11 protein-coding genes are annotated in these 18,233 nt (G+C 44.5%); 9 read left to right on the forward strand and 2 right to left on the reverse strand.

Features of this window, described 5'->3' with window-relative positions:
* Window positions 1-336 precede the first annotated feature (336 nt).
* Window positions 337-1,188 (forward strand): aldo/keto reductase, encoded by an 852-nt coding sequence (locus V6669_RS13835; protein ID WP_338594409.1) that lies wholly within the window; start codon window positions 337-339, stop codon window positions 1,186-1,188.
* A 118-nt stretch (window positions 1,189-1,306) separates the two neighbouring features.
* Here the strand turns inward: V6669_RS13835 and V6669_RS13840 are convergent, their stop codons facing one another.
* The gene (locus V6669_RS13840; protein WP_338594411.1) at window positions 1,307-2,275 is read right to left on the reverse strand and encodes a bile acid:sodium symporter family protein; all 969 of its coding nucleotides are present in this window, start codon (window positions 2,273-2,275) and stop codon (window positions 1,307-1,309) included.
* Between the two features lie 140 nt (window positions 2,276-2,415).
* Here V6669_RS13840 and V6669_RS13845 point away from each other — a divergent pair, with 140 nt between their 5' ends.
* The 5 genes from V6669_RS13845 (at window position 2,416) to V6669_RS13865 (ending at window position 10,728) form a co-directional block, all read left to right on the forward strand.
* Window positions 2,416-2,886: a DUF6376 family protein gene (locus tag V6669_RS13845; RefSeq protein ID WP_162158960.1), complete on the forward strand. Its 471-nt coding sequence runs from the start codon at window positions 2,416-2,418 to the stop codon at window positions 2,884-2,886.
* A gap of 325 nt (window positions 2,887-3,211) precedes the next feature.
* Window positions 3,212-3,967: an SDR family NAD(P)-dependent oxidoreductase gene (locus tag V6669_RS13850; protein WP_338594414.1), complete on the forward strand. Its 756-nt coding sequence runs from the start codon at window positions 3,212-3,214 to the stop codon at window positions 3,965-3,967.
* 497 nt (window positions 3,968-4,464) lie between these two features.
* The gene (locus tag V6669_RS13855) at window positions 4,465-5,262 is read left to right on the forward strand and encodes a sulfite exporter TauE/SafE family protein (RefSeq protein ID WP_338594415.1); all 798 of its coding nucleotides are present in this window, start codon (window positions 4,465-4,467) and stop codon (window positions 5,260-5,262) included.
* A 187-nt stretch (window positions 5,263-5,449) separates the two neighbouring features.
* Window positions 5,450-7,831: a polyprenyl synthetase family protein gene (locus tag V6669_RS13860; protein WP_338594417.1), complete on the forward strand. Its 2,382-nt coding sequence runs from the start codon at window positions 5,450-5,452 to the stop codon at window positions 7,829-7,831.
* A gap of 269 nt (window positions 7,832-8,100) precedes the next feature.
* Window positions 8,101-10,728, forward strand: coding sequence for a PAS domain S-box protein (locus V6669_RS13865; RefSeq protein WP_338594419.1), 2,628 nt, complete (start codon window positions 8,101-8,103; stop codon window positions 10,726-10,728).
* Between the two features lie 135 nt (window positions 10,729-10,863).
* Here the strand turns inward: V6669_RS13865 and V6669_RS13870 are convergent, their stop codons facing one another.
* Window positions 10,864-12,630, reverse strand: a complete 1,767-nt coding sequence (locus V6669_RS13870) for an ABC transporter substrate-binding protein (protein WP_338594420.1) — start codon at window positions 12,628-12,630, stop codon at window positions 10,864-10,866.
* 144 nt (window positions 12,631-12,774) lie between these two features.
* Here V6669_RS13870 and V6669_RS13875 point away from each other — a divergent pair, with 144 nt between their 5' ends.
* The 3 genes from V6669_RS13875 to V6669_RS13885 all read left to right on the forward strand — a co-directional run bounded on the left by V6669_RS13875 (window position 12,775) and on the right by V6669_RS13885 (window position 18,139).
* Entirely contained in the window at window positions 12,775-14,010 is a 1,236-nt protein-coding gene (locus V6669_RS13875; protein WP_338594421.1) for an MFS transporter, read from the forward strand.
* A 617-nt stretch (window positions 14,011-14,627) separates the two neighbouring features.
* Window positions 14,628-16,373 carry an ABC transporter ATP-binding protein gene (locus V6669_RS13880; protein WP_338594422.1) on the forward strand — a complete coding sequence of 582 codons (1,746 nt, stop codon included), beginning with the start codon at window positions 14,628-14,630 and terminating at the stop codon, window positions 16,371-16,373.
* A complete protein-coding gene (locus tag V6669_RS13885) occupies window positions 16,370-18,139 on the forward strand; it encodes an ABC transporter ATP-binding protein (protein WP_338594424.1) in 1,770 nt (589 codons plus the stop codon). The genes V6669_RS13880 and V6669_RS13885 overlap by 4 nt, the downstream gene beginning before the upstream one ends.
* Window positions 18,140-18,233 lie beyond the last annotated feature (94 nt).

Consider the following 18,233-nt stretch of genomic DNA (forward strand, 5'->3'; position numbering starts at 1 on the left):
GGCATCATGAGCAACAACAGATTTCTGAACAGGATATTTCATGAAAAACCATCACTTGTTGATGGTTTTTTTGTTCCAGCAGAGGGTTGTAGTGGCGAAAAACGCCGACAATGTTGTCGGCGTTTTTTACTCAGGCTCATTTAGGTATACATAATGTAAGAAGTAGCCTATATGTTTAGAACATACGTGAGCTATATCATGTGAAGTTTAGGATACTATGCTAGTTTGCTGCTTCATAGCAGCTGCTGGGCACTGAGCCGAAACCTCAGCTTCAGGAAAATTTCAGGAATACGTGACCACTTGCGATTCATAATTGAACCATAGGAGGAATTGAATATGCAAACTGTAACCTTGAACAATGGAGTGAAAATGCCGATTATTGGCTTTGGTGTCTACCAGGTTCCCGATGCTGATGAATGTGAGAACACGGTATATGAGGCGCTGAAGGCCGGTTACCGCCTAATTGATACCGCTGCCGGTTACCTAAACGAAGAAGCGGTTGGACGTGCAATTAAACGCAGTGGCATAGCGCGGGAAGAACTTTTCATCACGACAAAGCTTTGGATTCAGGATGCAGGATACGAAAGTGCCAAGCGGGCGTTTGCCAAATCGTTAAGTAAGCTGCAGCTCGATTATCTGGATATGTACCTTATTCACATGCCGTTTGGTGATTACTACGGCGCATGGCGTGCGATGGAAGAACTATACCGTGAGGGCAAGATCAGAGCTATCGGTGTCAGTAACTTCCTACCTGACCGCCTGATGGACCTCATCGTCCACAACGAAGTTGTGCCTGTCATCAATCAGATCGAAACGCATCCGTTTCAACAGCAGGTCAACAGCGCTGTTTTCATGAAAGAACAGGGGATACAGCACCAGTCATGGTCCCCGTTCGCCGAAGGTCGCAACAATTTGTTCAGCAACGAAGTCTTGGTTTCCATTGCCGAGAAACATAACAAATCCGTCGCCCAGGTTGTACTGCGCTGGCTTGTGCAGCGGGATGTTGTTGTTATTCCAAAATCAGTACGCAAAGAGCGGCTTATCGAGAACTTCGATATTTTCGACTTTGTACTAAGCCCGGAAGAGATTGCAACCATTTCCACACTGGATACCAAGGAAAGTCTATTCATGAAGATTGATAATCCTGAAGTTGCCAAGATGCTGGGCAATATGAAAGTGGATTTGTAGCCAAGAACTGATTGCTAGGTTTACGAAACGTAGCATTATCGTAGCACTTGAAGTAATAAAAGCAATCCAATGCAAAACGCCGACAATCCTGTCGGCGTTTTTTTCATCCAATATTTTGTTAGGCAGCGGATGTCTTATCCGACTTTTGCAGAAGTTGCGATCGACGACCGAGCAGATAACCTGTTAATGAAGCGAGCATCTGCTGGAATACCATGCCTAGCACGACCGGGACAGCAACAGGTGGCGGAAAATAAGAAACAGCCAGTACTGCGCCAGCACTGATATTACGCATACCTCCATTGAACACCAGAGCGACCTGATCGGCCTCATTCCAGCCCAGCAATCGGGCGATGAAGTAACTTAGCGCATAACCGAATGATGCCAGGAAAATAATGATGACCGCAAGTCCAGTGAGCTTCCAGTTGAAGTCAGCCAAGTAGGGCGCAACGACAGATCCGTTAATTGCAACAACTGATGCCATAAACAATTTGGATAGCGGATTCAATCTCGGTCCCCAGACCGGGACAATGGCGCCTTTGGTCCACTCATTCAGAAGCATACCCACCAGCGATGGCACAACAATCATCCAGAACAGACTGCTCATCATGGCTGCCGTATCCAATGTGACACTGGTGCCGATTAACAGAGATAACACTCCGGGTACAACGAAAGGCGCAAGCATGGTATCAATCAGGATGATAGATAGCGTAAGTGCAATATTGCCCCGATAGATGCTGACCCAGATGAAGCTGCTTATTCCTGTTGGAATTACGGCTGCCAGAACAAGGCCCGTTATGGTGTACGCATCTGTAGGGAAGACCAGATGGCCCATACCGAGTGCAATTAGAGGCATCGCCAAATGCAAAATAAACAGACATACAAACAGGGGAAACGGCTTCTTCAGCACGTTCACAAAATCCCGTATCCCAAGACTGATACTTCCAGCGAACGTCATGAATGCAAAAAGCCAAGGGGATAAAAAGGTATAAGAAGAAAGAAAACTCCCGCATAACACGCCAACAATAATGCTGATTGGGGTAATCAGTGGCATGATGCGGTTCAAGCGTTGGTTCAAGGCTTGAAGCATAATCATGACATCCCTTTACCGTGTGATTTTACTATTATACATCTTAATAACGTTGGCTGCAGACCCATTTGCAAAGAAGCAGTCTGAACAGGTATCATGGACTTGGAACAAGGATTCCGATTAGAGAAGGGGAGATGATCATGTTCATAAGAAAAAGAAAGCACACGTTAATGATGACAGGCCTTATTGCATCAAGTATTCTGCTGATTTCAGCCTGTTCTGTCGTGGAACAAGCCAATCAAAGTCTAAATTATGTGAGTGGGGCTACTGATTATATAGAACAGGTATCAAACGCCGGGGCTGATCTGCAAGAGCTCGCATCGAGTGCGGTGAATAATCCGGAGATTACAACGCAGATTCAGGAGAAAATCGATCTGATCCAAGCAGAAGCAAGTGAATTTTCTCAGTTGACTGCTCCTGCAATAGGAGAGAGCATTCATGAGAATCTGGTTAGTTACAATACTCAATTAACGGAAGTCGTGGGCAATTTCGAGAATACAATTGCAGAGCAAGGTTTTACGGCAGAAAATTGGGAGAAGACAGGCATTCCTGAACTGATCACGAACATCAATAATTTGAAAGATCCGCTAAGCGGACTTCAGGGTGAATAAGTTGAATTGATCTTAGCACCTTAAGACAATCAGTTTGTAATCGAATACTTGAGAAGGGCGAGATATCGGAATGATTGAATTACCGTTATGCTCGCTTTTTTTATTTTCCGAAAACTCATGCATATTTAATATTACAGGAGCTAGACTATATCATGTAAATAGGAGATGTATATGACATTTATCTCTTAATTAATGTGAAGATGATCTATGGTTTGACAAGGTTGTGACAGAGGCGTATGATGAATTTATAAGTTAATAAAATATAGTTACTTACTATAAGTATATAACTGCAACTAAAACTATTTTGCCAAAGGAGAACTGAGTCATGACGGAGCACAATGGAAAAGTAATCATCATTACAGGTGGAGCTAGTGGTATTGGTAAAGAAACAGCACTTCAACTTTCGGATCAAGGTGCGACTATTGTTGTCGCTGACTATAACGAAGACGGAGCGAAGAAGATTGCGGCAGAGATTGAAGCAGCAGGCGGAACAGCGGGCGCATACAAAGTGGATGTATCCAAAGGGGACGAGATCAAAGCCCTGATCGACTGGACCGTAGAGCAATATGGTACGTTAAGCGGTATTTTCAATAACGCAGGCATTGGACTTGTGAAACCATTTCTGGAGATGGACCCGGAATCCTATCACAGAGTCATTGATGTAGATCAGCACAGTGTATATTATGGCATGTATTATGGCGCGAAAAAAATGGTTGAATTAAATGTACAAGGCACCATTGTTAATACCGCTTCGATCTATGGAAGTGTTGCTGCAGTAGGCAGCTTCAACTACAATGCAGCCAAAGCTGCTGTTGTCATGATGTCCAAATCCGGTGCACTGGAACTTGCTGAGCATGGAATTCGTGTAGTTGGTGTAGCACCTGGCTTTATTGAAACACCGATTCTGGGTGATGACAAAGCCATGAAGGATGCGCTTGCTACTCAACATATGCGTGGAGAGCTTATTCAACCGGAGAAAGTAGCCAGTGTGGTTACATTCCTGTTCAGTGATGCAGCAAGTGCAGTGAACGGGACAACCGTAGCCGTAGATGATGGATTCCTCAGCTTCAAAACCAAATAAAATAAAGTAAGCAACCCTTTTAAGATGAAGGCAACTCATCTCAAAAAACAGAAAAAAACGGTGCAGAACGATTTATTCGTTTTGCACCGTTTTTGTATTTTCATTATAAAGTAATCATGGCATATGAGATGGAAATAAGTTTGTCGAATCATCCCGAAATTTCAGAGATCGTGATACAATTAACAAGGTTATAGCTTTTTATCATTTTGTGGTGTCATAGACAATTCGAACGCCGAGAGAGCCATAACTCTCTTCTTTGTAATGACATTGAGAACAAGTTTTGGTCGAGCACAACGCATCGTTATGAACTTGTAATTTTTCGTTGCACTGTGGACATTTATTTTCAAAAAGAGTCTTCAACACGTTAAACATGCTTAATCACTCATTTCGGATTAATTTACTTGGTTTTTATTATAACGGATTATATTCACCTTGTATAGCACTTTTGAGTGGTATCGAGATGAGATTTATATTGCACGAAAGGAAGCGCATAACCGATGGATTTTCTGCTTTTTGTCATCATGTTTATACTGGGTCTGGTCGGTTCATTCTTCTCCGGTTTGTTGGGTATTGGTGGGGCCATTATCAATTATCCGCTACTGTTATATGTTCCATCCTGGATGGGACTGGAGCCATTCTCAGCACATCAGGTATCTTCGATTAGTATGTTTCAAGTGTTTTTCGCTTCACTTGCCGGTGTGATTGCATTCCGCAGAAAAGTAAAAACGGGTAGAAGTGGTGGGGCGATCGTTCACCGCGGATTGGTGTTGTACATGGGCTCCAGCATTCTTGCTGGCAGTCTGATCGGCGGCTTCATATCCGGTCATCTGGACGGAACAGTTATTAATCTGATCTATGGCATTCTGGCGATCATGGCAATTGTTCTCATGCTGATTCCCGGAAAGGGAAAGCTTGATACCTCAGCTCCTTTGGTGTTTAACCGATGGATTGCAGCAGGCACTGCTTTTGCAGTAGGTATTGTATCAGGAATTGTTGGTGCGGGTGGTGCCTTTATCCTTATTCCCATCATGCTGACAATTCTCAACATCCCCGTACGAACGACGATTGCTTCTTCACTGGCAATTGTATTTATCTCCGCCATTGGCGGCGTTATAGGTAAAATTGCGGGCGGGGACATTCCGCTAGAACCCATTATATACACGGTGATCGGAAGTCTGCTAGGCGCATCCCTTGGTTCAAGGGTTAGTTCGATGATCAATGTGAGGGTACTTCGATATGCATTAATCGTACTTATCGCCATCACAGCGGTCAAAGTCTGGTCATCCATTCTGTAAAATCACGTATATGGGAATGAACAATGACGATTTCGTAACCAAACGGTTGAATCGCCGTATATAGGTTATGAACATGAGCTGAAGCGTTGGATACACGATCAAATGAGTTCAGTTTTCGTCCATGGAGCACCTCATCTCCTTTCATGGATACATGTTTAACATTAATAGAAGTTGAGGTATCCACCCTATGAATAACGTACTTACAGAACAGGCTGATGCAGGATATCGGCTAGCTGAGCAGAAAGCATCTCAGTATTTTACTTCTCTTAGGCAGCAACTTATGGATAATACGTATACGACAGCACTTACCCAAGATATTCATGTATGGCAAAAGAAACATATTCATCGTTTTGCCTGGCTTTCTCTTTTATCACCTAGCAAAAGAAAACCGGATCCCCGGGATGTTCATAGATATATCCACTGGCTGAATACTACAGGAAAACTGGATGATTACCTGGATCGGAGTATCTCCTATATTTATATGCGGGATCTGGGGCAAGCCCTTGATTCTTCGGGTACGCAGGCCCGAATTCAGAACGTTGTCCAGAATACTAAAAAATACTTTATGGGCTCAGCTACTGGGCGAAAAGGGCAACCTGATTATATCAGTCTGGCTGCGTTGTACCGGTGGGGACAGAAGGAGCACATTGAAACGGCTGTCATCTGGGTGATGAACAAATTAAAGAATGTAGCATCCAACATCCCGAAGGAGCTGGATGCAGAGCAGGCGCAGCGGAAGCTCATCAAGATCATTCTTGGTGTGGTCCTTCATGTGGACGATGAGATGAATGAGCAGACACCACCTGAAGAACGTGCCCGGAGATTTGATACGGCGATTCGACTGGGTTATTCGTACGGTTTGACGTATCCATTTGTGGATGACTTGCTGGATTCACAGGCTTTGACTGTTCAGGAAAAAGAACAGTATTCCCTGATGATACGCGATGCACTTCTTACAGGGGTTGTACCTGATCTGGGGGAGTGGAAAGGCAGCAATCTTGAAGTGATTGAATATGTACATTCCGAACTTCGGGAAGCATTTGAGTACATCAAGAACTACCAGCATCCAGAGAAACAGCGTACGTTCTTAGAGCAATCCTATGTGTTCTTTCAGTCTCAGGAGATTGATCGCAACAAGAAATTAGCCAATGCGAATTATACTAATGAAGAATTGTACATTCCGATTATTATCAAATCTTCTTCTTCCCGATTAATCGTCCGGTCTGTTCTCAGTGCACCGGTGGATGAAGGATTTGATCTGCGGACGTTCTATTACGGGATATATAATCAGCTGGCTGATGATTTTGCCGATATGTTTGACGATATGGAAGAAGGGGCAGTGACTCCGTATACGTACTATTTGAAGTATCGAGATTTGCGTCCCGACTTGATTAATCCATATGAATTGTATTGGGCAGTCATCTCTCATCTAATCCATGATGTATATAACTCGGATGCCAAGACCCGCGAGGTCATACTGGATCGTGCGATCAACGGTCTGAAGCGTTGTAAAGAACGGTTGGGGCAGCAAAAATATGATGAAGTGATGACGATCTTTGCCTCTGGGCAGCCTGAATTCAATCAACTGGTTCAACAGATGGTGCGAAAAGCAGATGACGTTGATTTCCTTGATAAATTATTACGGGATCAGGTTGTGCTTCAATTGAAAAATGACAAGCAGGAAAAAGAGGAGTTCAAACAGACCATTCGAACGGTTCGCGAACAGATTAATGTGGAGTTGCAGATTGCAAAGCCCGGTGGACTGCATGAGATGAAAGAAACGTTAATCGATGCAGCCAATTATAGTTTGCAGGGAGACGGAAAGAGGCTACGCCCCATATTAACTTGGGTTATGGGTGTGAGCGAGTATGGTCTACCTGAATCATCTATTGTTCCGCTGCTAAGATCATTGGAGTACATGCATACCGCTTCCTTGATCTTTGATGATCTGCCTACGCAGGATAATGCTTCGACAAGACGTGGACGTTCCACGCTGCACCAGGTACACAATAGCGCCACAGCAGAGCTTACCGGTCTGTTTCTCATTCAGAAGGCGATTGGAGAACAATCTTCATTGAATCGCTTTGATGCGGCAACCGTGCTCACGCTCATTCAGTATTCGGCTGAAAAAGCAGAGGATATGTGTATGGGGCAGGCCATGGATCTGAACTCCAAAGGCAAGGAATTAACACTTGAACAGTTGAACATGATCTGTTTTTACAAAACAGGCATTGCCTTCGAAGCTGCACTGGTTATGCCAGCCATACTTGCCCAAGTGAAGGAACCGGAGTTGGCTATGCTGAAAAAGTTCGCTTATCATGCAGGTATCGCCTTCCAGATCAAGGACGACTTGCTGGATTTCGAGGGAAATCACCTCATTCTTGGGAAACCTGCAGGTCAGGATGAGCGGAACAACAATTCAACCTTTGTGTCTATTCTTGGTGATGAAGGCGCGAAGAAAGCGATGTGGGAGCATTATTGTCTTGCTACAGATGCATTGAACGAGATGCCGAAACCTATTCCTTTTTTGAGACATTTATTGGATTATCTTATTGGTCGCGAGCGCTAACCCATTTTTCTAATGATTCCATGATGCATATAACTTATTATGATATATAACGACAAAGGTCAGGACTCCATATGAATGGATTCCAGGCCTTGTTTGGTTTTAAAGACACAAATCTCTTAGAAATATTTGTTTCAACAGCTGAAATTCTGGGTATTAAGCAGGTACTGTTGTTTTAAAACTGACTAATTTTTATAGAACATCTTATATCAGTAAAAACGTTAGATTTCGACAAACTATACATGGAGTCTATGCCAAAAGGAGAACTTACAATGCAGGTTCAAAAGGTCGATCATCATGAATTGTTCGAGCAGATCTATAATCAAGCGCCTATTGGGATTGCACTCGTTGCTCCAACAGGGCAATGGATGAAAGTGAACCCTGCTTTTTGCTGTATGCTAGGTTATACAAGTGATGAACTAATGGATCTCACGTATCAGGATATTACACATCCGGATGATTCGATACAAGATATGATCTGTAGTTATGAGCTATTTGAAGGTAAATCAAAAGAAAATCAATACGAAAAACGTTACATTAATAAAAATGGTGACATCTTATGGTGTTCAATACATGTTTCCTTGGTTCGAAGCGAAATTACGGATGAACCTCTTTATTCCGTTTGCCATATTGTTGATATTTCCAATCGTAAACTGTCCGAACAAAAACTTCTGCATAGTGAAGAAGTGTTCAAACTTATTACGGATCATGCTCAGGAGATCATCTATATTGCCGATTTAGAGGGAGTTTGTCGGTTCTGCTCACCGTCAGTCCAACAAATATTGGGTTATTCCCCGGAAGAAGTCATTGGCCAAAACAATAATGCTTCCTTTCACCCACAAGATCTGGAACGGATCTCACAGATGGATTTGACTAAAGGTAATCTGTTGAATATTAGAGTCCGTCATAAAGATGGGCATTATCTTTGGTTTGAAACCACATACAAGGTATTTGGTGATGCGGAGCGTGGACAGCAGATTCTTACGATTGGACGAGATATATCAGAGCGAAAAAAACAAAAGGATATCAGTGCAGAGGCTGAACGTATTGCCTTAATTGGTAGTTGGGAATGGGACATGGTCAAAGACCATATTACATTTTCAGATCAGATCTTTGAGATTTTTGAACTTGAACGCACCTGCAAACCATATCGTATAAGTGATGTTTTTGATGTTATGGATTCCGAAGATATAGCCTCTTTACAAAAACATATTACAGGGGTAAAACAAGGTGAACCGCTCGATTTTGAATACAAACATATCAGCTCTGATGGACATGAGAAGTATCTTCACTTGCGCGGATTGATTACGCTTGATGAGCATCGTCAGCCAGTCCAGCTAAACGGAACACTACAGGATATCACTGAACGCAAACGCATCGAATTTAAATTGCAGGAATCTGTGGAGCGATACACTTCGCTTAAGAAATACAATCATGACGCCATTATCTCGTTTAACATGGATGGTAATATTATGAATGCAAATCCAGTAGCGGTGAAAATGACGGGCTGTCCCGTGGCTGAAATGATCGGTACAAGCATAAGCAGATTTATCGGAGCCAGTAATCTGGGTCTGATTCTGGGCAGTAATTATGAACTGGCTGAAAAGGAGATCAACGCTGTTTGGCACACGGATGGATCTGAGACAGAAGTCTTGGCTACGCTTGCTCCAATCATTGTTAATAAGTCCAATGTCGGGTTTTACCTGATTGCGAAGGATATTACGGAACAGAAAAAACTGCTTGTAGCCAAAGAAACGGCGGAGAGAATGAATAAGGCCAAAAGTGAATTTTTGGCGATGATGAGTCATGAAATCCGCACACCTATGAACGGTGTAATTGGGATGACGGATTTGCTTCTGGATACTCCTGGACTTAGCGGGGAACAAAAGGAATATATCGAAATCATCCAGAAGAGTGGAGATTCCTTGTTGGCCATCATTAATGATATTCTTGATTTTTCCAAAATCGAGTCAGGCAAAACCGATCTGGTAGAAGATCCTTTTGATCTCGTAGAGATCGTGACCGAGACGGTGCAAATCGTAAAACCACTGGCTCGTGAAAAGAAGCTGGATGTTCGTATGTGTGTAGAAGATGTTATTCCAACTCCGGTGTATGGTGATGCTTATCGTCTTAAACAGGTACTTACCAATATCATCGGCAACGCAGTCAAATTCACTTCACAAGGCGGCGTGGAAGTTAAAGTGGGAGTTAAGGAGCAGTGCAGCAATAACGTGCAGCTTTATTTTCAGGTAAAGGATTCGGGCATTGGCATTCCGGCTCAGAGGAAACAACAATTATTTGAACCTTTCTACCAGCTGGAGAATTTTATGACCCGCAAACCTCAAGGTACCGGTCTTGGCCTTGCCATTAGCAAGAAACTGGTGGAGCTTATGCACGGAAAGATCTGGATCGAGGAATCGGATGAACCGGGTACAATATTTATATTTACCGCCCAATTTAAATTAAATAACGGTGAAGAGAGCAACAGGTTAGATGAACAGCAGAAGAAGAGCAGAACATCAGCCTTGCGAATATTAATCGCAGAAGACAATGAAGTGAATCAGCTCGTCCTTAGCAGAATCGTTGAGAAAAAAGGGCACTTTGTGGATCATGTGGCAGACGGTGTTGAGGCAGTCGAAGCGGTCAAACACAATTCGTATGATATTGTCTTCATGGATGTGCATATGCCAAGACTGAATGGCTTCGAAGCGACAAAAGTGATTAAAAATTCTTTGCACCCCGAGAGTTGTCCATACATTATTGCGGTAACTGCAAATGCGTTAAGAGGAGACATGGATAAATGTTTGAAGGCAGGCATGGATGCGTATGTCAGCAAACCGATTAAAATTGAGTCCATTATGCAAGTGTTGGAGACCTATTACATTAAAAATAATCTCTAAATATTCATCTCTGATTGCACTAAAAATGGATCGGCAATAGAGCCGCTAGCTTATCGTCAATAGGCTACCGGCTTTTTTGCTGTTCCATTACGTGGTCCACTCCTGTATGCCGCAGATGCGACTGTGCACAAATCCCTAAGGATTTTTGATCCATAATTTCGAGATGTCCATATATCCGAATTCTGCTACCTGCATGCCGAAGATGCTCTGATCCAGTTCAGCCTGCTTGTTCATGTGACAGCCATGCAAGATCCAGCAGTGATCACGTAGCAAGGCTTCAGCTTCATCCAGGAGCGCAGTACGTTCTGCCCGATGAAGCTTAGCGAAATGATCCAGTTTGTCATCCAGTAGAGACTGGAATGCAGGAGACATACACATATGAAAATGGTTGGACAGGTTTTTGAAAAAATGAATCATGCCGTACTGCCAATCTTCCTCCAGTATCTCTTCAGCGAGGATCAATTGTGCGTTCGTGGTTTCCTCTGAGTTGAAATAATCCACAACGGCTTGCATGCTGATGTTCAGACCGATGGACGCTGCACGGCACTGAAACCACTCTGCAACATCTGTATCCTTATTATGCTTATACGATAATGTTACCGTCTCACCCTGGTACCCACAGTTATGCAGCAGTTCAAGAGCATGCTCAAGAGAGGCAGCGGACCAGTCTTGGGCTGCACTTCTCCAGGGCAGAAAGCTGCTGGCTGGTGTGATCCGATTCCCACCGAGATCTCGGACAAGCGCGACCGAATCATAGACGATACGCAGAGCATGTCGAAATAGGGGATGATGATGGATGCCTTCCTTGTGAAAATTGAACAGCATATACTGACAACCAAGCGCCGGGTAATTGATACTGTTCGTCTGATCACAGCCTGTTGTGACACTCAATCGATCTGTACCCGGTAGCTCATAATAGCGATCATTCGGACTCAGGTCAGGCACAAACCAGAAATGGACTTGATCCAGATGTGGCCTGATTCCGTAGTACGCATCAAAAGCGGTAAGCTCCAGCACATCTTCATTCAGCTCAGAGATCTGAAAAGGACCGGTACCAATTAAGGTATTGGCTACATTGTAATCGTAGGGCAGGATCGTCATCCGAATACAACTGAACAGATGCAAGAAGAACCGATTAGGACGATGTAGAACAAACTTGATGCAGTAATCACCAGCGACTTCCGCACGTTCAATATCCCGATACAACCAGATGGACGGACTATGCACATCAATCAATCGTTGTAACGTCGCTTGAACATCCCGGGACGTCATGACACGTCCGTTGTGGAAACGTACACCTTTTCGGAGATAGAAGGTCCATAGGCGATGATCCTCGCTGCACTCCCACATGTGAGCCAGTGCTGGCAGGAAAGATTCTGTCTTGGCATCATAAGTGATTAATGTATTACAGACCTGGCTCAGCAGATAGGTTTCAAATGCAGTATAAACAAAGGCCGGGTCCAGATCACCTAACTGGCGTGACCTCATGATGCGCAGGATATCCTGACCTGAGGAAGTTTCATCGTGGCTGTGAAATCCCATCTGTTGATGGAGGGAGAGCATGAGCTGTTCTCGCAGTGAATCATGCATCTGAACGTTTCCGATGAGTTCAATGGCGTCTTTCATTTTGCCTTTACCCAAAAGTTCGGTAAAACTCGCTTCCAGCGCCTCATTCATGCTGCGCAGCATCGTTAGCTTCGAATGATGTCCACGACCACGTCCCGGTTGCCAATGGATGAAGCCCTGCTCCTCCAATTTTCTAAGAATGAATTTCACATTACGAGGAGTGCAGCAAAGGGCAGCGGACAGGCTATCGATGGTTACCGCTACAGGTTCATGGAGCTTAAATGAAAGCTGTTCGGCCCCGGCGAGCCTTATAAAGTGTGTATGTAGGGTATCCATGGTCATGACTCCTCTATTAAAGGTGAAAAGTGTGATCATATGTTTACACTTTTACTTCCCCCTTTTATCCTTACAATTATACATTAGAAGAGGTACTTCGAAAAGTCCGCTTTTGAAGCATTAGAAAGAATAGGAGAAGTTCGCATGAAGCAATATTTAAGGCAAATTCACCCCTTGGCATGGACCATCATTATCGGAACCATGTTTGGACGTCTTGTAACGTCAATGAGTATCCCGTTTCTATCCATCTATCTGACACGTGTACTAGAAGCTACACCGACCCAGACCGGTATTACTGTGGCCGTTAGCTCGCTGGCAGGTGTAATGGTCAGCTTTTATGGAGGTTATATTTCGGACCGGATCGGGCGCAAAATCGTGATGTTAATCTCGGTATTTAGTTGGGCAGGTGTATTTTTCATTTTTTCAGCAGCAGAGCATCTATGGGTGTTCTTTGTTGCCAATACGTTAAACGGATTATGCCGCGCAGTATTTGAGCCCACCTCCAGAGCACTGTTATCGGATATTACTTCTCCAGAGAACAAATTGCTGGTGTTCAACCTCAGATATGCTGCAATTAATCTCGGTGTGGTCTTTGGGCCAATTATCGGATTTCAGCTGGGATCATCTGAATCAACGTTTCCGTTTATGATTTCCGGCTTGGTATACATAGCCTATGGACTTGTATTATTTCTACAATTCAAGCTACAGCATGCCAATCTGCCAGAGCGTCATCAGGCAACCGCACCACGTTTGCGTGAAGCACTTATGACCACCGGCCGCGACCGGGTGTTTTTGCCAGTATTAATCGGTACCACATTTTGTGTTCTGGGTTACGGGCACTTTAGTTCTACGTTGGCACAGTACTTGGCGAGGAGCCCGATCTTTGAAAATGGAAGCCAGATGTTCTCGTACATGCTGTCCCTGAATGCCGTGACGGTACTGATTATTCAGTATCCTCTTGTGCGAACCTTCCGAAACTTCCCACCGCTTGTTCCTCTCATTGTGGGTAACCTGCTGGTTGCAACCAGTCTGATGATGGTCGGAATCGCTGAAGGTGTACTCATGATGATGATGAGTGTCATACTATTTACCATTGGGGAAGTGCTGTTGTTCACGATGATGGATATGCTCATCGACCGGATTGCAAAGCCGGAATGGAAAGGGACGTATTTCGGTACCATCGGCTTCAATAATATCGGTAGTGTCATTGCTCCTGTCATGGGAGGGTTGTTGCTAAGTCAATTTGGAGCGGAGAATGGGCTGGCCGTTTTTGTACCTATTGCGCTGACGACTGCACTGGGAGTACCTTTTCTTCTTATCGCACATAGACGTCTTGTTGTTAGAGAGAAGCAAACGGAGTCCACATCATTAAGTATGTAGCAGGAATTGAAAAGATTAATGACATGAATTAAATAACAATTCAGTTAAAATTATCTTGACGGATGTTATTCTAGCGCATACAATAAACAACAAATATGTGAAACGGGTGGGATGATGATTATGTTTATGCCTATACAGATTTCGAATCGATAACTGAATACGCATGAGCATAGTGACATTAATCCAATTATTTTGCAATGATCGCGTTGGGACAGTCATGTTTGTGCACCCCTGTCGTGGACGCTCATCATTATTGCGATGCAGAGGAGATACGGGAAATGCTTTGCATTTCATCCGGTCTCTTTTGGTTACAAGCTGTAGATGAACATTAGTTCATCTATGGCTTTTTTGCATGCATTCCATCAATCCGTTCACATGGAAAGGAGAGTTTGGAGCGTTATTTTATAAAAAACTAACTTGTTAAAAAGGAGAGTGTACAATGGTCAACTTACGTTCTACATATCAATTATGGGCGAGAAATCCCGATTTTAATGTCATTATGTATGACTCATCCTAGTGGGGATAACAGCGACCAAAAGGTTATTCTGTCATCGTAGTTTCAGTGTAAAGTTCTTTAGTTCACTTTATATAAATAAACCAATAAAGAGGTGGGACCTGTGCCCAAAACAGAGAAAAGCTCCATGTCATGGCTGCTGCGCTATCTAAAACCAGTCAAAGGACGGCTGGCCTTACTTTTAATCATGTTGCTCACATCAACGGGGCTTCAGCTCTTGAATCCACAGATCATCAAACGATTTATCGATACAGCAGCAAGTGGAGGAGTCCTCACCAATCTTGTTCAACTCGCAGGGATATTTCTGGTTGTTGCCGTGTTTAATCAACTCATCACGGTAGCGGTAAGTTATTTGGGGAATGATGTGGCCTGGCGGGCCACGAATCAACTGCGCGGAGATCTGCTGAAGCACTGTCTGCGTCTCGATATGCGTTTTCATAATGAGAAAACACCTGGTGAGATGATTGAACGTGTGGATGGTGACGTAACGAGCATCTCCAATTTTTTCGCGATGTTCATTGTGCAAGTGATCGGTAGTTTTGTACTGCTGGCCGGAATTCTCGGGTTCATGTTCAGCGTTAATGTGCCTATTGCTGCGGTTATGACCGTGTTCACATTATTATCGATCCTGTTCATGGTCTTCATCCGAAATCTGGGCGTGGACTCTTCCAAAAAAGAACGGGCGGCAAGTGCCTCTCTGTTCGGATTAATTGAAGAACGCATTGCGGGGATTGAAGATGTGCAAGCAAATGGTCATGTGCCCTATGTGATGAACCGCTTTTACCGCACGATGCGCACGGTATTCCGTAAGGGGAGAAAAGCCTGGCTGCTACGGGTTATTCCGTGGAATACCACAGTAGTTCTGTTCGCTCTGGCGGTCACTGCGGTGCTTTTGTTGGGTGTGCATTACTATATGGAAGGTCTAATTAGTATCGGAACATTATTTCTGATCTACCAATATACGCAGATGCTGAATGATCCGATTGAGATGCTTGGAGATCAGGTGCAGGAGTTCCAAAAAGCAAAATCAGGCATGCTGCGCTCCAGAGAGCTGTTGTCCATGCACAGTGTGATTGAAGAGGGCAAAGAGGAGCAATTGCCGGAAGGACCGCTTGGGTTGGAATTCAGTCAGGTGCACTTCAGTTATAACCAGGATAAACCGGTATTGCAGGACATTACTTTTGCCATTAAGCCTGGTGAACGTCTGGGAATCATCGGTCGCACAGGTAGCGGCAAATCGAGTCTTAGTCGTGTTCTTCTCCGGCTATACAATCTGGATCGGGGGACGATCCGTGTAGGTGGAACGGATATCACAAAGCTTTCATTACAAGCGCTCTATCGCCGGGTGGGTATGGTGACACAGGACGTGCAGTTGTTTGATGGCACACTGCGTGACAATCTGACCCTGTTCAATGGGGATGTATCGGATTATATGATCAAGGAGACGACGGATCGCCTTGGACTTAGCCAATGGATTAATTCACAACCAGAAGGACTTGATACGTATCTGGCTGCAGGTGGAGCTTCATTGTCGGCAGGGGAAGCACAGTTATTTGCCTTAACCCGCGTATTCCTGACCGAACCAAGTCTGGTTATTCTGGATGAGCCTTCGTCACGTCTGGATGCCGCGACCGAAGGTATGCTGCAATCTGCAATTGATCAGTTAATGAAACAATCCACCGGAGTCATTATTGCTCACCGATTGGCTACGCTGGAGAAAGTTGACCGGATTATGGTGCTCGGTGATGGGAAGGTACTGGAGTTTGGAGCGAGAGAAGAACTTGCCAGTAACCCGGCATCTCACTATGCCAGACTGCTCATTACAGGCCGAGAGGAGGAATTGGCATGACTGTAGCAGGATTTATAGGCCGTTTGTTTCGATTCAGGCCTTTGTTATTTGTAATCAACGGATTGTTATGGTGTATATTTCATTCCTTGCCGCTAGCCATTGGTATTGGAATGCAATGGTTTTTTGATCGCACAACAGTGGGGTCAAATGACTACATGTGGCTTGCTGTGCCGCTTATCTTCATTGCTTTGGTCCGAATGGCACGGGTGGGCACATTTTTTGTAGCCTTCTATGCATGGGTTACGTATCTGTATCATGTTCAGGCGATTTTGCGAACCAACATGCTCGCAGCGATCATGCGCTGGCCGGGACGTAATCTTCCGGCTTCACCAGGGGAAGCGATGAGTCGCTTTCGGGATGATGTGGATGAAGTCGTCGAGTATGTAGAATCATGGGTAGATTTCTGGGGACGGCTCGTATTTGCCGTTGTATCCATCGTCATTATGGCGAACATTAATTGGCAGATCACATTGGTTGCCGTGCTGCCATTGGTGGTCGTTACCTTACTTAACAACCTGTCCGGAAATCGGGCTCGGAAGTATGCACAGGTTAATCGTGAAGCGACTGGGCGAATTACCAGTTTTATTGCGGAAACGTTTGGAGCAGTGCAAGCCCTGAAACTGGGTCAGGCCGAAGAGAATGTCTCTTCACGTTTCAACCAGTTGAATGAAGATCGTCGTCAGGCTTCACTTCGAGACAATCTGTTCAAGCAGTGGATGAGATCAATGAATCAGCATGTGCTAAGTATCTGTACAGGACTGATTCTACTGATGTGTGCAGCTGAGATGAAAGCAGGGAACTTTACCGTAGGTGATTTTGCCTTATTCACCAGTTATCTGGCCAATATCGGATTTAGCATTTCACTGTTTGGTTATATGGTGTTTCAGCACAAAAGGCTTAAGGTATCCTATGATCGTATGCGTAAGCTATTCCGCCCAGGGGAAGAAGACCAGATCATGGATTCGAGAGAAATCTACCTGTATGAAGATCCCCCGGAGCTTGTAAGTAAACAGAGGGACCCTAAGGAGAAGTTGCAATCTCTTGAGGTGAATAAGCTGACTTATCAATATCCGAATTCTACAAATGGCATAGAAGAGATCAGCTTCCGTCTGAAACGCGGACAATTTCTTGTTATTACGGGACGGATCGGATCAGGTAAATCAACGCTGGTACGAACACTTCTTGGACTGTTACCCAAGCAAAAAGGGGACATTCACTGGAATGGAGCAGCTGTTGATCCAGCCACATTCCTGATGCCGCCTAGAGCCGCGTATACTCCACAAGTGCCTAGACTGTTTAGTGATACGTTGAAAGAAAATATCGTCCAGGGCAAACAGGGTAACACCGAGCAAGCCCTTGAAAAAGCCATTCGTCTGGCTGTAATGGAGAAGGATATCAAACATCTGGATCAGGGGCTTGAGACCCCGGTTGGTCCAAGAGGGGTGATGCTGTCAGGCGGGCAGATTCAGCGCGCGGCCACAGGACGCATGTTAATGACGGAAGCGGACCTGTTTATCTTTGATGACCTGTCCAGTGCACTGGATGTGGAGACAGAACAACAAGTATGGGAAGGGCTGTTCCAAGAGCCGGATGTCACTTGCATTGCAGTTTCTCACCGCAGGGCAGCACTTTCCAAAGCAGATCATATTATTGTTATGAAAAATGGACGCATTGAAGCCGAGGGAAGCTTAGCCGAATTGCTTGCCACCAATGAAGAGATGCAGCTGCTGTGGCAAGGGGAGCAAACTCCCGCCAAAGTTGGATAGCTTTACAATTTTGAAAAGATAATAAAAAGCAAAAAAGCCTTACAGGCGACTCCTTGCAAGAGTACAGTCTGTAAGGCTTTTTATCGTTATAACG

This window comes from Paenibacillus sp. Y5S-9, from assembly GCF_036894235.1.
Lineage (GTDB): Bacteria > Bacillota > Bacilli > Paenibacillales > Paenibacillaceae > Paenibacillus.

Bases quoted from the DNA above. Each gene is read 5' to 3' on its own strand.
- V6669_RS13845 (WP_162158960.1), top strand. From the start codon at position 2,416: ATGTTCATAAGAAAAAGAAAGCACACGTTAATGATGACAGGCCTTATT.
- V6669_RS13865 (WP_338594419.1), top strand. From the start codon at position 8,101: ATGCAGGTTCAAAAGGTCGATCATCATGAATTGTTCGAGCAGATCTAT.
- V6669_RS13875 (WP_338594421.1), top strand. From the start codon at position 12,775: ATGAAGCAATATTTAAGGCAAATTCACCCCTTGGCATGGACCATCATT.
- V6669_RS13850 (WP_338594414.1), top strand. From the start codon at position 3,212: ATGACGGAGCACAATGGAAAAGTAATCATCATTACAGGTGGAGCTAGT.
- V6669_RS13840 (WP_338594411.1), bottom strand. From the start codon at position 2,275: ATGCTTCAAGCCTTGAACCAACGCTTGAACCGCATCATGCCACTGATT.
- V6669_RS13835 (WP_338594409.1), top strand. From the start codon at position 337: ATGCAAACTGTAACCTTGAACAATGGAGTGAAAATGCCGATTATTGGC.
- V6669_RS13860 (WP_338594417.1), top strand. From the start codon at position 5,450: ATGAATAACGTACTTACAGAACAGGCTGATGCAGGATATCGGCTAGCT.
- V6669_RS13885 (WP_338594424.1), top strand. From the start codon at position 16,370: ATGACTGTAGCAGGATTTATAGGCCGTTTGTTTCGATTCAGGCCTTTG.
- V6669_RS13855 (WP_338594415.1), top strand. From the start codon at position 4,465: ATGGATTTTCTGCTTTTTGTCATCATGTTTATACTGGGTCTGGTCGGT.
- V6669_RS13870 (WP_338594420.1), bottom strand. From the start codon at position 12,630: ATGGATACCCTACATACACACTTTATAAGGCTCGCCGGGGCCGAACAG.